This window comes from Deltaproteobacteria bacterium, assembly GCA_035063765.1.
GTDB lineage: Bacteria > Myxococcota_A > UBA9160 > UBA9160 > PR03 > CAADGG01.
Genome location: JAPSFT010000015.1, coordinates 89,982 through 110,802 on the forward strand (window position 1 = coordinate 89,982; position 20,821 = coordinate 110,802).

Below are 20,821 nucleotides of genomic sequence, written 5' to 3' on the forward strand. Positions count from 1 at the left end.
GGGGGCCGGCATGCTGGCGAAGCTCGTCCGCCTCGCGCGCCCGCGCGACTGGGCCAAGGCCGTCTTCATCCTGCTGCCCGTGCCCTTCGCCCTGCGGGCCGGGGAGGGCCGGCTCGATCCGCTCGTCCTGGCGCTCGGGATCGCTGCGTTCTGCCTGACCTCGTCCGGGGTCTACGCGCTCAACGACGTCCGCGACGCCCCGGACGACCGCACCCACCCGACGAAGCGCGCGCGCCCGGTGGCCTCGGGCGAAGTGTCCGCCCGCGCCGCGATCGCCTGGGGCGTGGCGCTCCTCGTCGCCGGCCTCTCGCTCGGGCTCGCGACGGGCCGGGCGGCCGCGGTGGCGCTGCTCCTCGCCTACCTCGCGATCAACGCCGCCTACACGCTCGGCGCCAAGGGGATCCCCCTCCTCGACGTCTTCCTGCTCGCCTCGGGCTTCCTGCTCCGGGTCGCCTTCGGCTGCGCGCTCGTCGGAGCGCCGCCCTCGAGCTGGCTGCTCCTGTGCACGGCGTGGATCGCGCTCTTCCTCGGCTTCGGCAAGCGCCGCGCGGACCTCACCTGCGGCGCCGCGGCCGCCCGGCGCTCGCAGCGCCTCGGCTACACCGGCGGCTTCCTCGACCACGCGATGGGGATCGCCGCGAGCCTCGCGATGCTCAGCTACGCGCTCTACGGCCACGAGGCCGGCGCCTTCGTCGCGGGCCGCGAGCTCGCGGGCCTCCCCTTCGTGGCGTTCGGCTTCCTGCACGTGCTGCGCATCGCGCACCTCGACGAGCTGCGCGACGCGCCCGTCGAGCTGGCCTGGCGCTCGCGGATCCTGCAGCTCTGCGGAGCGGGCTGGGTGGTGGCGACGGCCTGGAGCCTGGGGCTCTTCTAGACCCCGCTTCCCGGTGCGCGCTCCACGCACTACCGTGGCACCGGAGAGGAGCCCGTGAGCGAACGAGCGACCGACGCCGAGCGCGCCTACTGGCGAAAGCTCGCGGAAGCGAGCGAGCGGCTGCGGGACGGCGAGACCGCACCCGCCTCGATGAGCGAGGTCTTCCGCAGGATGGAGTCCCTCCGCGCCCGGCTGGGCGTCCTCGCGGAGCCCGGCCTGGCCCCGGACGACGAGCAGGCGCTGGCCGAGAGCGTCCGGCTGCACGCACGCTGGCGGGCGAAGGAGGCACGTGAGCGGGCGGAGCGTTAGCGCGCTCGGCGCGATCCTCGACCGCCTGGGAATCGCCTGGACGCTGATCGGCGCGCTCGCCGCCAACCGCTATCGCCGGGAGGTGCGCCTCACCGGCGACGTCGACGTCCTGGTGGCCCATCACGGGCCCGGGCTCGTCGCGTTCGAGGCGGCGTTCTCCGACGCCGGCTGGTCCGTGCGCCGGGGCACGCCGGACGGAGCGATCCTGCGCCTCCGGCATCCGACGCTCGGGGCGGCGGACGTGGTGCTGGCCGAGACGGACTATCAGCGCTCGGCGCTCGAGCGGGCGCGTCGGGAGACGATCGAGGACGGGGCGCCCGTGCGGGTCCTGCGCGTCGAGGACGTGATCGTCCACAAGCTCATCGCCGGCCGGCCGCGCGACGTCGACGACATCGTGGAGATCCTGGCGGCCGGAAGCGGGATCGACGCCGCCTACGTCGAGCACTGGGCCGCCTTCTGGGACGTGCTCGAGCGGTGGCGGCAGCTCCGCAACGGGGCGCGCTGAGGTCAGGGCCAGAGGGGGAGGCCGGGCAAGGGCGCCAGGGCGGCGAGGAGCGCGCCGAAGGCCAGCATCGGGCCGAAGCCGAAGGGCACGCCGAGCCCGCGCCGCAGGAGCGCCCACGCGACCCCGAAGACGAGCCCGGCGAGCGACGCCGCGACGATCGTCTGGATCACGCCCACCGGGCCCACGAAGCTCCCGATCATCGCGAGGAGCTTCACGTCGCCGAAGCCCATCCCGGGGAACCAGGTCCACCAGTCGAGCGAGCCCGGACGCGGGTAGTCCTCGCCCTCCCCCGGCCAGTGCTCGAAGCGCCGGCCGGCCGCGGCGCACACCCGCGCGTGCACGAAGCCCACCCCCCAGAGAAGCCCCCCGCCGAGCGCGGCCCCGGCCAGGGCGTGGCGCCAGGCGTCGAGCGCGGCGGCCCCTTCGTAGACCTGCGCCGCCGGCATCAGGCCGAGCCCGACGGCGAGCCCGCCGAGCGAGAGCTCGTCGGGGATGATGCGGTGGTCGAAGTCGATCAGCGCCGCCGCCAGCACGATCGCGGCGAACGCCATCCAGAGCGCCGTCGAGGGGAGCGGGCCGAATCGCCAGGCGAGCAGCGCGAAGAGCGCGGCCGTGCCGGCCTCGACGAGCGGATAGCGGGCCGGGATCCGCACCCCGCAGTCACGGCAGCGGCCGCCGAGCGCGAGCCACCCGAGCACCGGCACGTTGTGCCAGGGCCGGATCGCCCGCCCGCAGGCCGGGCAGCGCGAGCCCGGCCGCACGACCGACTCGCCGCGCGGCAGGCGATGGATCACGACGTTCAGGAACGAGCCCACCACGGCCCCGAGCGCGGCCGCGCAGGCGACGAAGAGCGTCGGATCCACGATGCGGCGAGGCTAGCGGAAGTCGCGGCGCTCGAAGGCAGCCACGGCGACGGTGAGCGTGAGCACCACGTAGCCGAGCGCGTACAGAGCCGGCAGCACCAGGTCACTGGCCATCAGGGGCAGGCCGTGCGCCGCGTGGCCCGCGAAATCGAAGGCCTCGAGGTCCGGGAGCGCGCGGTAGAGAATCTCGGTCACCCGCGTCACCGAGGTGACGTCGGCCTGGGCGCCTAGTGCGCGCAGATCGCGGGTCAGGTGCCCGATCAGCCACAGGCCCGCCGTGAACAGCGCTGCCAGCATCGGCGTGCTGATCGAGGAGAAGAACAGCGCGATCGCCACCATCACCGCCACCTCGCCGCCGATCCCGGCCAGCGCTGCCGCGTGCCCCGCTCCCAGCGGCGCCTCGGCGAGCCACGACACCAAGGCAAAGCACGCGCCCATCACCGTGATCTGGAGCCAGACGGTGGCGAGCAGACCCAGATACTTGCCGAGCAGGAACTCGCCGCGCGCGATCGGCTTCGAGAGGATCGTGTAGATCGTCCGGCGGTCCACCTCGCGGTGGACGAGGCCGATCCCGACGAAGATCGCGATCGCCACCCCGAACACGCGGATCGCGGCGAAGCCCACGTCCTGCATGATCCGGTCCCGTTCCACATACGAGAGCGTCGCGAGCAGGATGCCGGTGCCGATCAGCGCCAGCGCGAAGAACAGGAGCGTATAGAGGACGCGGCTGCGGACGGCCTCGCGCATGGTGTTGCCGGCGATGGCCAGGATGCGGTCGAGGGCTCCCGTCACGCGCGGCCCTCCGCCACGGCCGACAGGAAGATCGACTCGAGCGAGGCGCGTCGCGGGGCCACCGACAACACCTGCGCGCCGTCCGCCAGCAGCGCGCCGAGGATCGCGGAGAGCTCCTTCTGGGCCACGCGCAGCTCGACCCGCTCGCCGGCGGTCCGGAAGCGGGCGCCGAGGCGTGTGGCCAGTCGCTCCGCCTGCTCCACGGGCACTCCGGTCAGCACCGCCTCGACCTCGTCGTCGGCGACGATCGCGTGCGGCGCACCTTCCCAGCGGACCCGACCCTTCACGATGATTGCCACCCGGTCACAGAGCATCTCCACGTCCGACAGGATGTGGGTGTTCATGAACACCGTCTTCCCCTCGCCCTGCAGACGCCGGATCAGGTCGCGGATCTCCTTGCGTCCGATGGGATCGAGGCCACTCATCGGCTCGTCGAGGAACACCACCTGCGGGTCGTGGATCAGCGCCTGCGCGATCCCGATGCGCTGGAGCATTCCCTTCGAGTAGGTGCGCAGGCGGATGTCGCCCGCGTGGGCCAGACCCACCCAGTCGAGGAGCTGCGCGATCCGCGCGCTGCGCCGCGCCCGCTGTACACCGCACACGCGCGCGTAGAAGGCCAGGAATTCCGCCCCGGTCAGGTAGTCGTAGAAGTACGGCGCCTCGGGCAGGAAGCCGATCTGGCGCCGATACTCTGTCTCGCGCACGTCGTGGCCCAGCACCCGCGCGCGACCCGCACTCGCACGCATGAGTCCCATCAGGATCTTCAACGTGGTGGTCTTCCCGGCCCCGTTCGGCCCGACGAACCCGAAGATCTCGCCGCGCTGCACCGCGAAGCTCACGCCGTCGAGTGCGCGCCTGACCCGCAGGCCGAGACCCGGCCGGAAGTCCTGCACCAGCCCCTCGACATCCACCACGGTATCCCGGCCACTCATTCTGCTCCCCGCCCGGCTTCTCGATCGGACGATTCGCCCTTCAGCCTTTGCGTGGGGTCCTGGAAGTGCACCCGGTAGCGCCGCTCGTAGTGGCGCGAGACGATCCGTCCGGACTCGTCGTCGATCTCCCAACCCGCTCCGTTGGGCTCGGCGGGGAGCGTCCAGAGAACTGCGTAGGGACCCCAGGCGAGCTCTTCGACCCTCCGGATGTCGAAGCCGTTCTCCGCAACGAACCGAGCCCGAGCCTCGTCGAGCTGTCGCGCGCGTCGCTCGGTTTCGATCTCGACCAACGCGTCCTCGTAGGCCGTGCGGTGCCAGACGTCGAGGTCGTCCTGCTCCAGCAGTGTTTGCAGGAAGGCATCCGCGGCATCGAGGTCGCCACTCGCCGAAGAGCGGAGGCGCGCCAGGAGCCTGCCCAGGTAGGCCGGCGCTCCTGGCAGGCGGATCGCTGGCGCCAGCTCCCGAGCCGCGGCGTCTGCGTCCCCCAGGTAGAAGAGGTAGTTGAAGCCGAGATAGAAGCGGTTGCGCCACTCCTGTGGGTGATAGGCGATCCCGCGCTCCAGCAACCGGTTCGCGCTCTCTACCTCCTCCGAATCCTCGCTCATCCAGAGGGCGGCGAATCGATACGGATGGTCGACCCAGGGGTCGAGCGCCGTCACGGCGGCGGTGAGGCGCCCGATCAGGTGGGCGTAGCGAACCGAGTTGCCGCGGTCTCCACCCACGAGCTGCACCGCACGGAGCCAGTAGTAGTCGGCTGCCAGCGATTCGAAGCCGAGCGAGGCGGCTCGCAGGAGCTGCACCCGCGGCACGGAGAGGCTTCGCTCCTCGGGCGCCGCCGCGTCAGGGAGCCCACCCTGCGCCCAGAGCGCCGTCGCGAGCGACAGACCGGCGACGACCAATCGCTGCAGGGCTCCCAGCACCACCCCCCCGAATCCTGCTGCGCTCAGACGAGGCTGCGCGCACCTGCCGCGCTGCCCCTCTCAGTACTCGTCGCCGTTGTAGTTGACGGCGACTCCGTTGTAGACGGGGTTGCCAGAGGAGAGGTCGATGGGCGTCCCGAGGCCTGGCCAGATCTGGCTCGGCACGACGACGTTGGACACGCTCGGCTGAACGTACTGGACGATCGCCACCTGGGCGTCGAAGTCGGCGTCACCGATTGCCGTGGCCGTGAAGCAGTCGCTGGCCGGGCACGCGCTCACTTCGTAGTCGTAGAAGACGTCGCCCTCGGGGACGTAGCCGATCGATTCGAACCCGGGGTCGGGCGCCCACCTGCGCTTGAACGATCCGAGCGGGGGGCCGGGCACGGAGGTGACCGTCGGGACGTACGCGTTGAACTCCGTGAAATAGCTCTTCTCGAGTTTCGCGATCGCGGCCAGGTTGGCGTACGCCTCGCTCCGCTTGGAGCGGTTCTGGTAGTTGATGAAGGCGGGCACCGCGATCGAAGCGAGGATCCCGATGATGGCGACCGTCACCATGAGTTCGATCAAGGTGAAGCCCTGATCCCGACGGCGGTCTCGATCGAGGACGAAGCGCACGGTGAGGTCTCCGGAAGAGGGGGAGTGGATCCGAAGGTGGAGCCGGGCCCGTACCCGGCCCCACCCTTCGGACATCGGCTAGAACTCGCTCTGGCCGTCCACCTGCTGGCACGGCCCGACGGTCGACAGCAGATCCTGAGCGCTCGACTCGGGGTTGAACGTCCCGTTGGCGCTGCAGTTGGCCGCGAGCGTCACCGCGCCGCCACCGTAGGCGGCAATGCCCGGAAGCGGCTTCACGTAGGCCCACTCCTGGTTGTTGGCGCCGTCGCCGTTGCCGTCGCCGTTGTCGATGTCGGCGATGGCATCGGCCATGAACTCGCCCACGCCCACCACGACCTCGTACTGGAAGAAGACCTCGCCCTCGGGCGACCAGCCGACGGTGTCGAAGCAGTTCGGGCAGCCGGGCGCCGGCGTCGGCCAGGTCTGCTTGTTCGCCGGGACCAGCGCTGCCGGTGCGGGCGCTGCTGCGATGTAGGTGTTGAACTCGGCGAAGTAGCCCTCCTCGGCCGTGCGGATCGCGGCCAGGTTGGTCTTGCCCTCGCTCGAGCGGGCACGGAGCTGGAAGCGCAGGAAGTTCGGAATGGCGATCGCGGCGAGGATGCCGATGATCGCGACCACGATCATGAGCTCGATCAGCGTGAAGCCGCCGCGGCGGTCTCGCAGACTCTTCATGGTGTCTCTCTTCGTTCCTTCGGTGAAGGACGCCGCCGCTCGAGCACCTTGCTCGCCGGACGCCCGATCCCCGATTCCGACGGGTCCTCCGAGCAACCCCCGTGCCACCTCGCGATCTGCACCTGCAGGGATCGGCAGGAAGGGCCGTGGACCTGAGCGCCGAGCGGAGGAAATCGCGGGTGGGGCGCGCCGCCCCCTGCGCGGCGCGCCGGGCGAGAGGCGCGGCAAAGTGACGAATCCCGGCGTCGGGAGGAGACGGAGATCGTCACCGGTGGCGCGTGGTTGACACCCCTCGGGCCGGCTGGTTAGGTTCCGCCGGCCCGAGGCCCGCTCCCATCGTCTAGCGGTCCAGGACGTGGCCCTCTCAAGGCCAAAACACGGGTTCGATTCCCGTTGGGAGCACCATCCCCCTTGCCGCCGCCGCCGGGCCCCGGAGCGTCCGCCAACGAGTTCGCCTTCGCGTTCCTCGACTGCGAGTTCGGGGGGCTCGACCCGGAGCGGCACGACATCACCGAGGTCGCGGTGATCGTGACCGACTACCGGCTCGCGGAGCTCACGAGCCGGGAGTGGAAGGTGGTGGCGCGGCCCGAGCGGATCAGCGCCGAGGCGGCCGAGATGTCGGGCTACGACGCGGCGGTCTGGGCGGCCGAGGCGCAGCCGGTGCGCACGGTGTTGACGGAGCTGGCGGAGCTGCTGCCGAAGGGCCGCAAGGTGGTGCCGGCCGGGCAGAACGTGCGCATGGACGTGCTCTTCCTCGAGAAGGCCTACCGCGCGTGCGGCCTCGCCTGGCCCTTCGACTACCACGTGATCGACCTGGCCACGCTCTTCTACGCCTGGTCGCTGGTGGCGGGCGAGACGGTGAGCGCGCTCTCGCTGCGCCAGGCGGCGACGACGGCCGGGCTCGTCGAGGGCGCGGTCCCGCACCGGGCGGCCGCCGACACGCGGCTCACGCTCGACACCTTCCGCCACTACCTCGGGCGGCTCGCGCTCCGCCCGCCGCCCGAGCTGCCGCCCCTCGCGCCGCCGCCCCCGCCCTCCGGATCCTAGGCGCCCGCGCCCGCGCTCCGGCCCGGCGCGAGCTTCGCCCGCCACTTCGCGAGGGCGCGCCGGTCGAGGGCCGCGAGCCAGCCGAGGAGCAGCCGGTCGGGCCAGCGCCCCGGCCGCAGGCAGAGCGCCGAGGCGAAGTCGATCAGGACCGGTGCGCCCGCGGCGTCGGCGAGCACGTTGCTGCGGTGGCGCAGGTCGAGGTGGACGACGCCGCGCGCGTGCATCTCGGCCACGGCGTGCGCGAGGCGCGGCAGGAAGTCGGGCGGCAGCTCCGCCGCGCGCTGGCGCGAGAGCCGGCGCCCGGGCCGGTACTCGAGCGCGAAGGCGTAGGCGTCGAGCCGGCCGAGCAGGCGCGGCACGGCGGGGTGTCCCGCGAGCGCGCGATAGGCGCGCAGCTCGCGCCCGACGAGCCAGCGCCCGAGCGTCGCGCGCAGCCACGGCGCGCGCCCCGCGAAGTCCTTCACGACGAAGGGCCGCTCGGGGCCGCGCACGAGCAGGACGTCGGGCTTGCGGCCGGCGCCGCGCTGGAGGAGCTCGAGCGTGTCGCGGGCGAGCGCCTGGCGGTCGAGGGACGCACCGGGTGCGAGCAGAGCCGGGTTCGACGCGCCGGGTGCGGGCGGCGGGGCCGGGATCGCCGCGCCGCTCAGTGGGGCCGGCGCGGGCGCGGCTTCGCGCGCCGTTCGGCCGCGCGCTCGCGGACCATCTGCCAGAGCTGCTCGCGCAGCCGCTCGCGGAAGGCCGGGTCGATCGGCAGGGGCCCCTCGTCGGCCTCCAGGAACTCGGCGAACTCGACCGGGTCGAAGGCCGGATCCACCCCGCCCGAAGGTGTTCGGCCGCGTTCCCCCGGGAGACCGCCGGCCTCGGGACGCTCGGGACGCTGGCCGCGCTTGCGCCGCGGCAGCGGCTTGCGGGTTCCCCGGCTGGTTTCCGGCTTCACCGGCTCCTCCACGAGGGCTGATCGGCAAAGTACACGATAACGATGGGTCCAGACACGCGAATTCCTCGACGCGCGTCCCCGATTTCCCAGGTCGGGCCACGATCCGGAGCCAGGAACCAGCTCGATCCGGGCCGACCCGAGCAGGGCTCGAGCCGAGCGGATCCGCCGGAGCGGTCACCAGCCCCGGGAAAGCCGATTCACACACCCTAGGTGGACGCCGCGCGAAGCGGGTGGCACACGCCGGAAATGCTCCGGCCCCGGCGGGACCGCGTCAGGCGCGGTCCCGCCGGGGCCGTCGGGATCGGCCGGGAGCCGGCGGGCGGCTAGGACAGGAAGCCGTCGAGGCCCGGGGCGCCCTCCGCCAGCACCCGCCGCATCCGGTAGAGGTTCGCCTTCACGGCGTCCTCGGACTTCCCGAGCGCCTCGGCGATCGAGCGGATCGGCTGCCGGCGCAGGTGCTTCAGGTGGAAGATCCGGCGCTGGAGGGGGGTCAGGCGCTGGCTCACGATCTCGTCGCAGCGGTCGAGCATGCGCCGGGCGTCCACCGCCGTGTCGGTCGGGGCCGCCTCGGAGGCGAAGCCCTCGGGCCCCACCTCGTCGAGCGATTCGAGGCGCGGGCGGGCGCGCCGGAAGCGGCGGTTCACCTTGTTGCGGGTGATCCCGAAGATCCAGACGAGCAGGCTCGAGTCGCCCCGGTAGCTCGGGAGCACCCGGAAGATCGTCTCGAAGACCTCCTGGGTCACGTCCTCGGCCTCGGCCGGGTCGCCGAGGCGCTTCAGGGCGAAGCGGTAGACGCGCCGGAAGTAGGACTCGTAGAGCTCGTCGAAGTGCTCCCGGCTGCCTTCGAGGATGCGAGCGACGAGGAGGCGGTCGCGCGCGGAGGCGCCGGCCGGCCGGGGCGGTGCTTGCTCCCCGTCGCCGACCAGGTGGAGCAAGGGGGGGCTGCCGGCCGGCGGAGAAGTCGCCGGATGCGCGGCGCTCGCCGGCGCGCGGGCGCGCCGGACCGTCCGAACCTTCGGGGGGCTGCTGTTTCGCACGTGATCCCACACTCCCAGGCCGGGCCCAGGCGGAGCTGGCGACCCGACGTCGAGGTCTCTCGGAAAAGGGGGGACTCGTCGTCCCGGAGGGTCGTTGAGCAACGCCCGTGCCAGGACCCTGCCCGACGGGCAACAGGCGCCTGCAAGCTTACGTGACAGCTTTGTAATTCGATTGCAAGCGCAAACTTTCCCGGGTGGAAAGCCGTTTGATCGCGAGTGAACCGCGCTTCCCTTTCTGGGAACGCCGCGTCACTCCTCTCGGGTGACCTTCGGCTCACCGGCGCCCGGGACGATCCACCAGCGCCCGCCCCGCCGCTCCCAGCGGTCCTCCCGCTCGAGGCGGGTGCTCCAGAAGCGCAGGGGCAGTCCGTTCTCGCCGCCGATCCAGACCCGCACGCGCGCGCGCCCGGGGGCGTCCACGGCGAACTCCTCGACCTCGGCCGCGAGCGGCTGGTTGCGCTCGAAGTTCGCCTCGGCGAGGTCCTGGGCCAGGTCCGCGAAGTAGTCGGAGAAGCTCTCGGGGGTCTCGAAGAACTCGCGCAGCGTGGGGTCGCGGTAGGTGGCGAGGCTGTTGAAGCGCCGGCCCGCGAGGCGCTCGTAGAACCGGGAGGCGCGCTGGTGGAACTCGAGCTCGGGTGAGGCCTCGAGCACCTCGACCCCGGAATCGGCTGCGGGCGCCGCCTCCGGGGCCTCGTCCGAGCCGAAGCGCGGGAGGTCCAGGCTCGGGAGGTCCACGTCGGGCAGCTTCGGCATGTCGAGATCGGGCGCCCGCAGCCAGCCCGGCCGCGAGCAGCCACCCGCCGCGAGCCCGAGGGCAAGGACGAGGGCCGGCGCGAGGGCCGGCGCGGCGGCCCGAGGGCCGAGGAACCGCCCCGCCCTCACCGCCGCCCCCTGCCCTTCGCCTTCGCGCGTGGCTTCCGGCTCCCCCGCGCGGCGATCGCGGCCTGCGCCGCCGCGAGCCGCGCCACCGGCACCCGGAACGGCGAGCAGGAGACGTAGTCGAGCCCCGCCGCGTCGCAGAAGCGCACGCTCTTCGGGTCGCCGCCGTGCTCGCCGCAGATCCCGACCTTCAGGTCCCGCCGGGCCCGGCGCCCGCCTTCGACCCCGATCCGGATCAGCGCGCCGATCCCCTCCTCGTCGATCGACACGAAGGGGTCGTCCCCGAGGATCCCGCGCTCGAGGTAGTCGGGCAGGAACTTGCCGGCGTCGTCGCGCGAGAGGGCCGAGCCCATCTGGGTCAGGTCGTTGGTGCCGAACGAGAAGAAGTCCGCGTGGTGCGCGATCTCCTCCGCGACGAGGCAGGCGCGCGGCACCTCGATCATGGTGCCGATCGTGATCCGCACGCGCGTGCCCTTGTGCTCGCCGAGCACGCGCGCGATCTCCTCCTCGGCGAGCTTGCGCAGGCGCGCCAGCTCGCCCACGTAGGACACGAGCGGGACCATCACCTCGGGCCGCACCTTCACGCCCGACTCCGCCACCTGGCAGGCCGCCTCGGCGATCGCGCGGACCTGCATGCGGTAGATCTCGGGGAAGGTGATGCCGAGCCGGCAGCCGCGGTGGCCGAGCATCGGGTTGAACTCGCGGCGCTCCTCGATGCGCGCCCGCACCGCCGCCACGTCGTCGCCGAGCGCCTCGGCCACCTCGCGGATACCCGCCTCCTCGTGCGGGAGGAACTCGTGGAGCGGCGGGTCGAGCAGCCGGATCGTGACCGGCAGCCCCTCCATCGCGCGGAAGATCCCGGCGAAGTCGCCGCGCTGCATGGGCAGGAGCTTGGCGAGCGCGCGGGCGCGCTGGGCCTCGTCGGTGGCGAGGATCATCTCGCGCACGGCGAGGATCCGCTCCTCCTCGAAGAACATGTGCTCGGTGCGGCACAGGCCGATGCCCTCGGCGCCGAAGTCGCGCGCCACCTTGGCGTCGTGGGGCGTGTCGGCGTTGGTGCGCACGGACAGGCGGCGCGCCGCGTCCGCCCAGCGCATCAGCTCGGTGAACTCCGCCCCGAGCTGGGGCGTCACGGTCGGCACCGGGCCGAGGATCACCTCACCCGTCGAGCCGTCGATCGTGATCTCGTCGCCGGCCCGCACCACCGCGTCGTCGACCCGGAACTCGCCCCGCTCGTAGGAGATCTGGAGCGACCCGCAGCCCGCGACGCAGCACTTGCCCATCCCGCGCGCCACCACCGCGGCGTGCGAGGTCATGCCGCCGCGCGCGGTCAGGATCCCCTCCGCCGCGTGCATGCCGTGGATGTCCTCGGGCGAGGTCTCGATCCGCACCAGCACCACCCGCTCGCCGGCCTTCGCCTTCGCCTCGGCCTCGTCGGCGGAGAACACCACCTTGCCGCAGGCGGCGCCGGGCGAGGCCGGCAGGCCCTTGGCGATCACGCGCTTCACGGCCTCGGGGTCGAGCGTCGGGTGCAGGAGCTGCTCGAGCGAGCCCGCGTCCACCCGCGCGAGCGCCTCCTCGCGCGAGATCAGCCGCTCGCGCGCCATCTCGACGGCGATCTTCACGGCCGCGCGCGCGGTGCGCTTGCCGGTGCGGGTCTGGAGCATCCAGAGCGTGCCGCTCTGGATCGTGAACTCGATGTCCTCCATCTCGCGATAGTGGGACTCGAGGGTCCTGCGGATCCGCAGCAGCTCCTTGTACGCGCGCGGCAGCTCCTCCTCGAGCGTCGGCAGGTGCGCCTGCCCGGGGCTGCGGCTCTCCTTGTTGAGCGGCTGCGGCGTGCGGATGCCCGCCACCACGTCCTCGCCCTGGGCGTTCTTCAGGTACTCGCCGTAGAAGACGTTCGCGCCCGTCGAGGGGTCGCGGGTGAAGGCCACGCCGGTGGCGCAGTCGTCGCCCATGTTGCCGAAGACCATCGCCTGCACGTTGACGGCCGTGCCCCACTGCTCGGGGATCCCGTTGAGCCGCCGGTAGGTCACCGCGCGCGGGGTCTCCCAGGAGCGGAACACCGCCGCGATCGCGCCCTCGAGCTGCTCGCGCGGGTCCTGCGGGAAGGGGCGCCCGCTGTGCTCCTCGACGATCCCCAGGTACTCGCGCACGAGCGCGCGCCAGTCGTCGGCGCCGAGCTCCGTGTCGAGCGCCACCCCGCGCCGTGCCTTGGCCGCCTCGAGCCGGTGCTCGAAGTGCTCGCGGGGGACCTCGAGGACGACGTCGCCGTACATCTGGACGAAGCGCCGGTAGCTGTCCCAGGCGAAGCGCGCGTCGGCGAGGCGCGCGAGCCCCTCCACGGTCTCGAGGTTGAGGCCGAGGTTCAGGACCGTGTCCATCATGCCGGGCATCGACACGCGCGCGCCCGAGCGCACCGAGACGAGCAGCGGGCGCTCGCGGTCGCCGAAACGCATGCCCATCCCGCGCTCGACCCGCGCCAGCGCCTTCGCCACCTCGGGGAGCACGGCCTTCGGCAGCCGGCCCGCGGCCTGGAACTCCGCGCACACCTCGGTCGAGATCGTGAAGCCGGGCGGAACCGGCAGCCCGATCCGGGTCATCTCGGCGAGGTTCGCGCCCTTGCCGCCGAGCAGCTCCTTCATGCCGGCGCGCCCGTCGGCCCGACCGTTCCCGAACCCGTAGACGCGCTTGCGCGCGCCCCCCGCCTTGCGCGCGCTCAAAGCCCGCCCTCCAGCCGGTCCCGCAGATGGGACAGCAACCCCTCGACGGGGACCCGCTCCTGCGCCATCGAGTCCCGCTCGCGGACCGTCACCTTCCCGTCCGCCTCCGAGTCGAAGTCGTAGGTGACGCAGAAAGGAGTCCCCACCTCGTCCTGGCGCCGGTAGCGCCGGCCGATGTTGCCGGCCTCGTCGTAGAAGACCGCGAGGCGGCGGCGCAGCGTCGCGGCCAGCGCCCGGGCCGGCTCGGCGAGCTTCTTCGAGAGCGGGAGGACGGCCGCCTGCACGGGCGCCAGCGCCGGGGGCAGGCGCAGCACGATGCGGGTCTCGCCGTCCTCGAGCGCCTCCTCGGCGTAGCCGTTGCAGAGCAGCGCCAGGCAGGTGCGGTCGATGCCGACCGAGGTCTCGATCACCATCGGCCGGTAGCGCTCCTTGGTCTCCTCGTCGGTGACCGAGAGGTCCTTGCCCGAGAACTCGCTGTGGCGCGCGAGGTCCCACTCGCCGCGGTCGTGGACGCCCTCGATCTCCTGCCAGCCGAAGGGGAAGAGGAACTCGAGGTCGGCGGCGGCCTTCGCGTAGTGGGCGAGCTCGTCGGGGCGGTGCGGGCGCACGCGGAGCACGTCGTCGCCGAAGCCGAGCTCGCGGTGGAAGGCCAGGCGCTGCTCGAGCCAGTGCGCGAACCAGCGCTCGCGCTCGCCCGGGTGGACGAAGAACTCGAGCTCGCCCTGCTCGAACTCGCGCGAGCGGAAGGTGAAGTTGCGGGGGTTGATCTCGTTGCGGAAGGCCTTGCCGATCTGGGCGATCCCGAAGGGGATCCGCTGGCGCGCGCTCTCCCGCACGCGCTTGAAGTCGAGGAAGATCGACTGGCAGGTCTCGGCGCGCAGGAAGGCGGTGGCGGCCTGGTCCTCCTGGGCCCCGACGAAGGTCTTGAGCATCAGGTTGAAGTGGCGCGCCGGGGTCCAGTCGTGCTCGCTGCTGCCCTGGCGCGCCGGGCAGGGGCCGGCGTCGTCGAGCTGGTCGGCGCGCATGCGCTTCTTGCAGGCCCGGCAGTCGACGAGCGGGTCGCTGAAGTGCTCGACGTGGCCGGAGGCCTCCCAGGTCCGGGGGTGGGCGATGATCGAGGAGTCGAGGCCCTCGACGTCCTCGCGCTCGCGCACCACGCGCCGCCACCAGAGCGCCTTCAGGTTGTTCTTGAGCTCGACCCCGAGCGGCCCGTAGTCCCAGAAGCCGTTGATCCCGCCGTAGATCTCGCTCGACTGCCAGATGAACCCGCGCCGCGCGCACAGCGAGACGACGTCGTCCATGCGCGCCGGCCTGGGATCCTGGGACATGCGGGCGCTCCCCTCCGCGCAGACCGGCCCCCGCGCGCGTCCGGGGCGAGGGCGCGCGAGTATTCCCACCGGGGTCGCGGGGTGTCAAGGCGCGCGGGCGACCGGGGCCGATCCCGCGCCAGGAGGCCGTGGAAGCAGCCGGTCGAGGACCGGCTCGCTGCGCAGCTCGAGCCCGACGTGGAAGCGCAGGAAGCGGGCGAGGAGCCCGCGCGCCTCGGCGAGGGCCGCGCCCGAGAGGCCGAGCCGCGAGAGCTCGGGGAGCCCGAGCCGCAGGCTCTGCTCGAGCGCGCGCAGGGTGCCGAGCCCGACCGGGACGGCGGCGTCGCCGGCCCGCGCACAGGCCGCGCAGAGCGCGCCGCCCTCGGCGACGTGGAAGAGCACCGGGGCGCCGGGCGCGAGCGCGCGGGCGCAGCGCACGCAGCGGCCGAGCTCGGGTGCGAGCCCGAGCGCGCGCAGGAGCCGGACCTCGAGCAGCACGCGCAGCCGCGCGTCGGGGCGGCCGGCGGCGATCGCTTGCAGGGCCCCGAGCGCCGCCTCGAAGAGATGACGCGCCTCGGCCCCGCCGGCGCCCTCGGGCGCGAGCCGATCGACCAGCTCGGCGACGTAGCAGGCGAGCGCGAAGCGCGCCGGATCGGCGCGCAGCGCGGCGCCGGGGTCGAGGAGCCGTGCCTGCTCGAGGCGCGCCATCCCCTGCGGCCGGCGCCGCTCGACCTGCACCGCGACGTGACAGAGCAGGTCGAGGACACCCGGGAAGCGCCGGCGGCTGCGCCGGGCGCCCTTCGCGATCACCGTGAGGCGCGAGGTCCCGGGCGTCAGCAGGTGCGCGATGCGGTCGGACTCGCCGAAGTCGACGACCCGCAGCACCAGGGCCTCGGTGTCGAGCCGCGCCACTCAGGAGCCGGGCACGGCGCCCGGAGCCGCCCCGGCGGCCGCCTCGGCACCGGGGGCGGGGACGCCCGCGGCGGGCGCGGGCGGGAGCGGCGCAAGGGTGCCCGCGTCGGCGCCGGTGCTGCCGCCGAGGAGGCCCTGCTCCTCGGCCAGCGCGCGGACCGCGTCACGGCGGACGACGAGGCCGTCCTCGCGCGCCCGGAAGGTCGGGGCCAGGGTCCGGCTCGGGCCGCTCGTGAGCCACATCCAGCTCGACGCGCCGAGCGCGCCGAGCGCGACGGCGAGGCCCACCGCGCGCGCGAGCCGGGTGAGCGCGCCGGCCGCGGCGGCGTCGTCGGGACCGGCCGCCTCGGGCAGCATGCGCGCGATCGTCTCGTCGGGCGGCAGCCCGAGCGCCGTCGCCACCGTGCGCACGAAGCCGCGCGCGAAGCCGTCCGGGTCGTGGTCGAAGGCGCCGGCCTCGAGGCGCTGGAGCGAGCGCAGCGGGATCCGCATCTGGCCGGCGAGCTCTTCGGGCGAGAGGCCCCTCAGCTCGCGCTGGCGGGCCAGGTACGCCCCGATCCGCTCGGCGCCGACCGCGCCGGCGCCGCTCCGGTCGGCGCCGGCGTGCCGGCCGGTCACTGCAGGGTCTGCAGGTACTCCGCGCTTCGCTTGCTCCACGGTCCGCTCGGGCGCAGGTCGCTCGCCTTGTTGAGCTGCGCAATGGCGCGGCGCTTGTCGCCCATCGACACGTACAGCTCGGCGAGCCGGTAGCGCGCCTCGGCCTCGGCCATCACGCCCGGCTCCTCCGTGAGCACGCGTTCGAAGTGCTCGACGGCCTGGTCGCGATCGCCGCGGTCGGCTGCCAGGATGCCGAGGTTCAGCCGCGCGGGCCAGTAGCTGTCACGGTAGTCGATGGCGAGGCGCAGGTGCTGGGCAGCCGCGTCGAGCCGGCCGAGCTTGTACTCCGCCCAGCCGAGGTTCGTGAGCGCCTGCCAGGGGCTCGGAAAGGTCGGGTCGTCCACCAGGTGCTGCGCGTGGACGATCGCGTCCTCGTAGCGCTCGAGCTGGATGTAGAGGCCCGAGAGGTTCAGGTGTGCGGCCTGGAAGGCCGGGTCGATGGAGAGCGCTGCCTGCAGGTGCTGCTCCGTCTCGACCACCCGCCCGCTGCGCCGGTAGGCCTCGGCGAGTGCGAGCCGGATGTTGGCGTCCGCGGGATCGAGGCGGACCGCCTGGAGCAGCTCGCCGATCGCCTCGGGATTGCGGTCCGAGCGCATGCGGTCGATCGCGAGCTCGTAGTGCACCCGGGCCCGGCGCTGGGCGTCGGTGGGTCCCGGGGCCGCCGACTCGCTCGCGCGCTCGGAACCCGGGCGTGCGCCGCGCGAGGCCGAGGTCGCGGCCTGCGAGCTGGCGCAGCCGAGCGAGCCGGCGCCGAGCGCCGCGCTGAGGACGCCGGCCGCGAGCAGGCGAAGCGTCGGGGTTCGGGTGGACATCGTCGGGTCTCCCTCGCGAGGCTGGGGTCAGAAGCCGGCCAGGAGCCGGAGCAGCGCCGGCACGGGCGAAGGCGCGTCGGGCGCACGCAGCCGGACGGGCTTGACCCGGCCGAGCATCGCGCCACCCGTCGTCGAGCGGGCGCTCTGGCCCGCCTGGGGCGCTCCGTCGCGCTCGGCCCGCGCCGGCGGGCGGGCGGCGGGCGGAGCCGTCTTCTCGGGCGGCTCCTCGCCGGACGCGGCGAGGTAGCGGAACTTCGTGAGTCGCGAGGCCTCGAAGGCCACAGGGGGTGCGGCGGGCACGGCCGGGATCGGCGGCGACGCGACCGGCGGCGCCGGGGCGGCGATCGGGTCCGGCTCCCGCTGCGGAGCGGGCCGCACCGGCTCGCGGCTCTTCGCGCGCCGCCCCGCCTTGACCCTCGGTGCGGCGGGAGCGACGGACGGCTCCTGCTCGAGCGCCTCCTCGAGCAGGATCTCCTCGGACGACGCGAGCTCGAGCGCGGGCGTCGTCTCGCCGACGTCCGGCTCCGGCGGCGCGACGATCTCGCGCAGGCGCGCGAGAGCGTCCCGGAGCACGGCCTCGCTGCGGGCGGTCACGAGCTCGTCGTCGAAGAGGAAGCCCATGCTCTCGCCGAACGAGAGCGCCGCGTCGAGGGCGACCGCGATCCCGCTGGCGCCCGCGAGGTCCTCGCCCTCGAGCTCGTAGAGCACGGACGCGCCGTTGCGCAGCGAGCGCACCGCGACCGTGAAGCAGGTGCGCCCCGCCTCGCTGTGGACCGCGATGGCGCCGCGGGCGGGCCCGGCCGGCAGGTCCGGGGTCGCCACGACCGGCGTGTTCAGCGACAGGCGCAGCGCCAGGAGCCGGTCGGCGACCAGCAGGAGCGGGCGTTTGCGCGGGCTGAACATGCCGGGCCTATCGGCGCGCGGGAAGCGGCGCTTGAGGCTCGCCAGGGCGCAAGCGGCGCGCGAAGCTCGCGCCGGACGGCGGGATTCAGCGGGGCCCGGAATCCGCCCGGGGGACGGCGGGGCCCTTTCGCTACCTCCCGCGGTCGATACACTGGCTGCGCCCTGGAGGATTCCGCTCTTGCCTACCGCCCAGGCCCCGCCGGCCGCCCGGGCCCCGAAGCCGCACCAGCGCATCGACCGCGTGGCGATCCGTTTCGCCGGCGACTCGGGCGACGGCATGCAGCTCACGGGCACGAAGTTCACCGAGTCCACCGCGCTCGCGGGCAACGACCTCTCGACCCTGCCCGACTTCCCAGCAGAGATCCGCGCGCCAGCAGGAACCCTGGCAGGCGTCTCCGGCTTCCAGATCCACTTCTCCTCGACCGACGTGCGCACCCCGGCCGACCAGCCCGACGTGCTGGTCGCGATGAACCCGGCCGCCCTCAAGGCGAACCTCGGCGACGTGCGGCCGGGCGGGATGGTGATCATCAACTCCGACGCCTTCAGCGACAAGAGCCTGGAGCGCGCCGGCTACCAGGACGACCCCCTTCCCGACGCGCGCGAGCGCTTCCGCCTGGTCGAGATCCCGCTGACCCGGCTCACCTTCGAGGCGCTCGCCGACCTGAACCTCTCCCAGCGCGAGGGCGCACGCTCGAAGAACTTCTTCGCGCTGGGCCTCATGTACTGGCTCTACGGCCGGCCCCTGGAGTCCACCCTGCGCTGGATCGCGAGCCGCTTCAGCGGCGAGATCGCCGAGGCCAACCGGCGGGTGCTGATGGCGGGCATCCACTTCGGGGAGACCAGCGAGCTGTTCCCGGTGTCGTTCGAGGTCCCACCCGCCAAGATCGAGCCGGGCCTCTACCGCAACATCACCGGCAACACCGCGCTGGCTTGGGGGGCGGTGGCGGCGAGCGTCCAGATGGAGCGGCCGCTCTTCGTCGGCGCCTACCCGATCACGCCGGCCTCGGACGTGCTGCACGAGCTCGCCAAGCACCGGCACTTCGGGATCCGGACCTTCCAGGCCGAGGACGAGATCGCGGCCGCCGCCGCGGCGATCGGCGCCGCCTTCGCGGGCCAGCTCGCGCTCACCGTGACGAGCGGCCCGGGGTTCCTCCTGAAGCAGGAGGCGCTGAACCTCGCGGTGATGACGGAGCTGCCGATCGTCGCCGTCGACGTGCAGCGCGCCGGGCCCTCGACCGGCATGCCGACCAAGACCGAGCAGGCCGACCTGCTGATGACGATCCACGGGCGCAGCTCCGACAGCCCCGTGCCGGTGCTGGCCCCGGCGACGCCCGGCGAGTGCTTCTCGGTGATGATCGAGGCGTTCCGGATCGCGGTGAAGTACATGACGCCGGTGGTGGTGCTGTCGGACGGATACCTCGCCAACAGCGCCGAGCCGTGGAAGATCCCGGCGCTCGAGACCCTGCCGCGCACGCCGGTCGTGTACCACAGCGAGCGCGAAGACTTCTCCCCCTACCGGCGCGTTCCCGACACGCTCGCGCGTCCCTGGGCGATCCCCGGCACGCCGGGCCTCGAGCACCGGATCGGCGGGATCGAGAAGCAGGACGTGAGCGGCAACGTCTCGTACCTGCCCGCCAACCACCAGCGCATGACGGACCTGCGCCACGAGAAGGTCGAGCGGATCGCGGCCGAGTTCCCGCCGCTCGAGCCCCGCGGCGCCGGCTCGGGCCGGCTCCTGGTGGTGGGCTGGGGCGGGACCCACGGCGCGATCGCGACCGCGGTCGACGAGGCGCGCGCCGCGGGCCGCGAGGTCGCGCACCTGCACCTGCGGCAGCTCAACCCCCTGCCGCGCGATCTCGGCGCCGTGCTGGCGCGCTTCGAGCGCGTGCTCGTGCCGGAGCTCAACGCGGGCCAGCTCGTACGGATCCTGCGCGACCGCTACCTCGTACCGGCGCAGAGCTACTCGAAGGTGCAGGGGCAGCCCTTCCACGTGTCGGAGCTGCGCGCGGCCATCGACCGCGCGCTGGAGGCCTGATCGCCGTGGCCGAGCCGGTCGCCGGGGCGCCCGCCGCCCTCACCCGCAAGGACTTCGAGTCGGACCAGGAGGTGCGCTGGTGTCCCGGCTGCGGGGACTACTCGGTGCTCGCGAACATCCAGCGCGTGCTCCCCGAGTTCGGGATCCCGCGCGAGAACTTCGTCTTCGTGTCCGGGATCGGCTGCTCGAGCCGCTTCCCCTACTACATGAACACCTACGGCTTCCACACGATCCACGGCCGTGCGCCGGCCTTCGCCACCGGGATCAAGCTGGCGCGGCCGGAGCTGTCGGTGTGGGTGGTGACGGGGGACGGCGACGGGCTCTCGATCGGCGGCAACCACCTCCTGCACGCGATCCGGCGCAACGTGGACCTCCAGATCATGCTCTTCAACAACCGGATCTACGGCCTCACCAAGGGCCAGTTCTCGCCGACCTCGCGGCTCGGGATGAAGAACAAGTCGATCCCGATGGGCGTGATCGACCACCCGGTGGACCCGATCGGCTTCGCGCTCGGCGCCGGCGCCACCTTCGTCGCCCGCGTCATCGACGTGGACGCCGTGGGGCTCCAGGAGGTGCTGCGGCGGGCCTACGCGCACCGCGGCACGGCCTTCATCGAGATCCTCCAGAACTGCCCCGTCTTCAACGACGGCGAGTGGCAGGCGCTCGAGGACCGGCGCACGCGCGCGGACGCGGGGCTCCCGCTCGAGCACGGCAAGCCCCTGGTCTTCGGCGCGAAGGGCCGCCGGCGCGGGATCCGCATCGAGCACGGCGTGCCGCACGTCGTCGAGCTCGCCGACGACGCCGACCCGGTCGCGGCCGGCGTGACCGTCCACGACGAGCGCGTCGAGCGCCCGGCCTACGCCTTCTCGCTCGCGAGCCTCACGCCGCCCGACTTCCCGACCCCGACCGGGGTCCTGCGCGCCGTCGAGCGCCCGAGCTACGACCGCCTGCTCGAGGAGCAGGTCGCCACCGCCCGCCAGCAACGCGGCCCCGGCGACCTGCGCGCCCTGCTCCATTCCGGGGATACCTGGACGGTCGAGTAGCCCGGGGACAGACCCGGGGGGAAAGGCGAGAACCCCGCGGGGGG

At 73.3% G+C, this 20,821-nt stretch carries 20 protein-coding genes, 1 tRNA gene and 2 pseudogenes; 7 read left to right on the plus strand and 16 right to left on the minus strand.

Going from position 1 to position 20,821, the window contains the following annotated elements; all coding sequences use genetic code 11:
* Positions 1 to 10: 10 nt before the first annotated feature.
* From OZ948_12850 to OZ948_12860, 3 genes are read left to right on the plus strand one after another with little or no spacing between them, the layout of a single operon-like run.
* Positions 11 to 874, plus strand: coding sequence for a UbiA prenyltransferase family protein (locus tag OZ948_12850; GenBank protein MEB2345619.1), 864 nt, complete (start codon positions 11 to 13; stop codon positions 872 to 874).
* Between the two features lie 54 nt (positions 875 to 928).
* Positions 929 to 1,183 (plus strand): hypothetical protein, encoded by a 255-nt coding sequence (locus OZ948_12855; protein ID MEB2345620.1) that lies wholly within the window; start codon positions 929 to 931, stop codon positions 1,181 to 1,183.
* Positions 1,164 to 1,688: a hypothetical protein gene (locus OZ948_12860; GenBank protein ID MEB2345621.1), complete on the plus strand. Its 525-nt coding sequence runs from the start codon at positions 1,164 to 1,166 to the stop codon at positions 1,686 to 1,688. The genes OZ948_12855 and OZ948_12860 overlap by 20 nt, the downstream gene beginning before the upstream one ends.
* Positions 1,689 to 1,690: 2 nt before the next feature.
* On the opposite strand, the gene OZ948_12865 is transcribed toward OZ948_12860, so the two are convergent.
* The 6 genes and pseudogenes from OZ948_12865 to OZ948_12890 all read right to left on the minus strand — a co-directional run bounded on the left by OZ948_12865 (position 1,691) and on the right by OZ948_12890 (position 6,482).
* Positions 1,691 to 2,551, minus strand: a complete 861-nt coding sequence (locus OZ948_12865; protein MEB2345622.1) for a prepilin peptidase — start codon at positions 2,549 to 2,551, stop codon at positions 1,691 to 1,693.
* A gap of 12 nt (positions 2,552 to 2,563) precedes the next feature.
* A complete protein-coding gene (locus OZ948_12870; protein ID MEB2345623.1) occupies positions 2,564 to 3,343 on the minus strand; it encodes an ABC transporter permease in 780 nt (259 codons plus the stop codon).
* Complete coding sequence (locus tag OZ948_12875) at positions 3,340 to 4,275, minus strand: ABC transporter ATP-binding protein (protein MEB2345624.1); 936 nt, start codon at positions 4,273 to 4,275, stop codon at positions 3,340 to 3,342. The genes OZ948_12870 and OZ948_12875 overlap by 4 nt, the downstream gene beginning before the upstream one ends.
* Positions 4,272 to 5,198, minus strand: a complete 927-nt coding sequence (locus OZ948_12880) for a hypothetical protein (GenBank protein MEB2345625.1) — start codon at positions 5,196 to 5,198, stop codon at positions 4,272 to 4,274. The genes OZ948_12875 and OZ948_12880 overlap by 4 nt, the downstream gene beginning before the upstream one ends.
* Before the next feature lie 423 nt (positions 5,199 to 5,621).
* Positions 5,622 to 5,810 (minus strand): annotated as a pseudogene (locus OZ948_12885) (prepilin-type N-terminal cleavage/methylation domain-containing protein).
* A gap of 570 nt (positions 5,811 to 6,380) precedes the next feature.
* Positions 6,381 to 6,482, minus strand: a pseudogene (locus OZ948_12890) (prepilin-type N-terminal cleavage/methylation domain-containing protein).
* Between the two features lie 329 nt (positions 6,483 to 6,811).
* Between OZ948_12890 and OZ948_12895 the strand changes: the two are divergent.
* A tRNA-Glu gene (locus OZ948_12895) sits at positions 6,812 to 6,887 on the plus strand.
* Between the two features lie 6 nt (positions 6,888 to 6,893).
* The gene (locus tag OZ948_12900) at positions 6,894 to 7,529 is read left to right on the plus strand and encodes a 3'-5' exonuclease (GenBank protein MEB2345626.1); all 636 of its coding nucleotides are present in this window, start codon (positions 6,894 to 6,896) and stop codon (positions 7,527 to 7,529) included.
* Here OZ948_12900 and OZ948_12905 read toward each other — a convergent pair.
* The 10 genes from OZ948_12905 to OZ948_12950 form a co-directional block, all read right to left on the minus strand.
* Entirely contained in the window at positions 7,526 to 8,239 is a 714-nt protein-coding gene (locus tag OZ948_12905; GenBank protein ID MEB2345627.1) for a phosphotransferase, read from the minus strand. The two genes, OZ948_12900 and OZ948_12905, sit on opposite strands and share 4 nt — an antisense overlap.
* Positions 8,173 to 8,466 carry a hypothetical protein gene (locus tag OZ948_12910; GenBank protein MEB2345628.1) on the minus strand — a complete coding sequence of 98 codons (294 nt, stop codon included), beginning with the start codon at positions 8,464 to 8,466 and terminating at the stop codon, positions 8,173 to 8,175. The genes OZ948_12905 and OZ948_12910 overlap by 67 nt, the downstream gene beginning before the upstream one ends.
* Positions 8,467 to 8,789: 323 nt before the next feature.
* A complete protein-coding gene (locus tag OZ948_12915; protein MEB2345629.1) occupies positions 8,790 to 9,401 on the minus strand; it encodes an RNA polymerase sigma factor in 612 nt (203 codons plus the stop codon).
* 351 nt (positions 9,402 to 9,752) lie between these two features.
* Positions 9,753 to 10,385, minus strand: coding sequence for a hypothetical protein (locus OZ948_12920; GenBank protein ID MEB2345630.1), 633 nt, complete (start codon positions 10,383 to 10,385; stop codon positions 9,753 to 9,755).
* Positions 10,382 to 13,108, minus strand: coding sequence for a pyruvate, phosphate dikinase (gene ppdK / locus OZ948_12925; protein ID MEB2345631.1), 2,727 nt, complete (start codon positions 13,106 to 13,108; stop codon positions 10,382 to 10,384). Before ppdK ends, OZ948_12920 begins: the two co-directional genes overlap by 4 nt.
* Positions 13,105 to 14,436, minus strand: coding sequence for a glycine--tRNA ligase (locus OZ948_12930; GenBank protein MEB2345632.1), 1,332 nt, complete (start codon positions 14,434 to 14,436; stop codon positions 13,105 to 13,107). Before OZ948_12930 ends, ppdK begins: the two co-directional genes overlap by 4 nt.
* An 84-nt stretch (positions 14,437 to 14,520) precedes the next feature.
* On the minus strand, positions 14,521 to 15,327 hold the full coding sequence (recO, locus tag OZ948_12935; protein MEB2345633.1) for a DNA repair protein RecO: 807 nt from the start codon (positions 15,325 to 15,327) through the stop codon (positions 14,521 to 14,523).
* Positions 15,328 to 15,945 carry a helix-turn-helix domain-containing protein gene (locus tag OZ948_12940; GenBank protein ID MEB2345634.1) on the minus strand — a complete coding sequence of 206 codons (618 nt, stop codon included), beginning with the start codon at positions 15,943 to 15,945 and terminating at the stop codon, positions 15,328 to 15,330.
* A complete protein-coding gene (locus tag OZ948_12945) occupies positions 15,942 to 16,796 on the minus strand; it encodes a tetratricopeptide repeat protein (GenBank protein MEB2345635.1) in 855 nt (284 codons plus the stop codon). Before OZ948_12945 ends, OZ948_12940 begins: the two co-directional genes overlap by 4 nt.
* A 27-nt stretch (positions 16,797 to 16,823) precedes the next feature.
* Positions 16,824 to 17,699 carry a hypothetical protein gene (locus OZ948_12950; GenBank protein MEB2345636.1) on the minus strand — a complete coding sequence of 292 codons (876 nt, stop codon included), beginning with the start codon at positions 17,697 to 17,699 and terminating at the stop codon, positions 16,824 to 16,826.
* A gap of 178 nt (positions 17,700 to 17,877) precedes the next feature.
* Here OZ948_12950 and OZ948_12955 point away from each other — a divergent pair, with 178 nt between their 5' ends.
* Together OZ948_12955 and OZ948_12960 are read left to right on the plus strand one after the other, a co-directional pair.
* On the plus strand, positions 17,878 to 19,734 hold the full coding sequence (locus OZ948_12955) for a 2-oxoacid:acceptor oxidoreductase subunit alpha (GenBank protein ID MEB2345637.1): 1,857 nt from the start codon (positions 17,878 to 17,880) through the stop codon (positions 19,732 to 19,734).
* Positions 19,735 to 19,739: 5 nt separating this feature from the next.
* Entirely contained in the window at positions 19,740 to 20,777 is a 1,038-nt protein-coding gene (locus OZ948_12960; GenBank protein MEB2345638.1) for a 2-oxoacid:ferredoxin oxidoreductase subunit beta, read from the plus strand.
* Positions 20,778 to 20,821 lie beyond the last annotated feature (44 nt).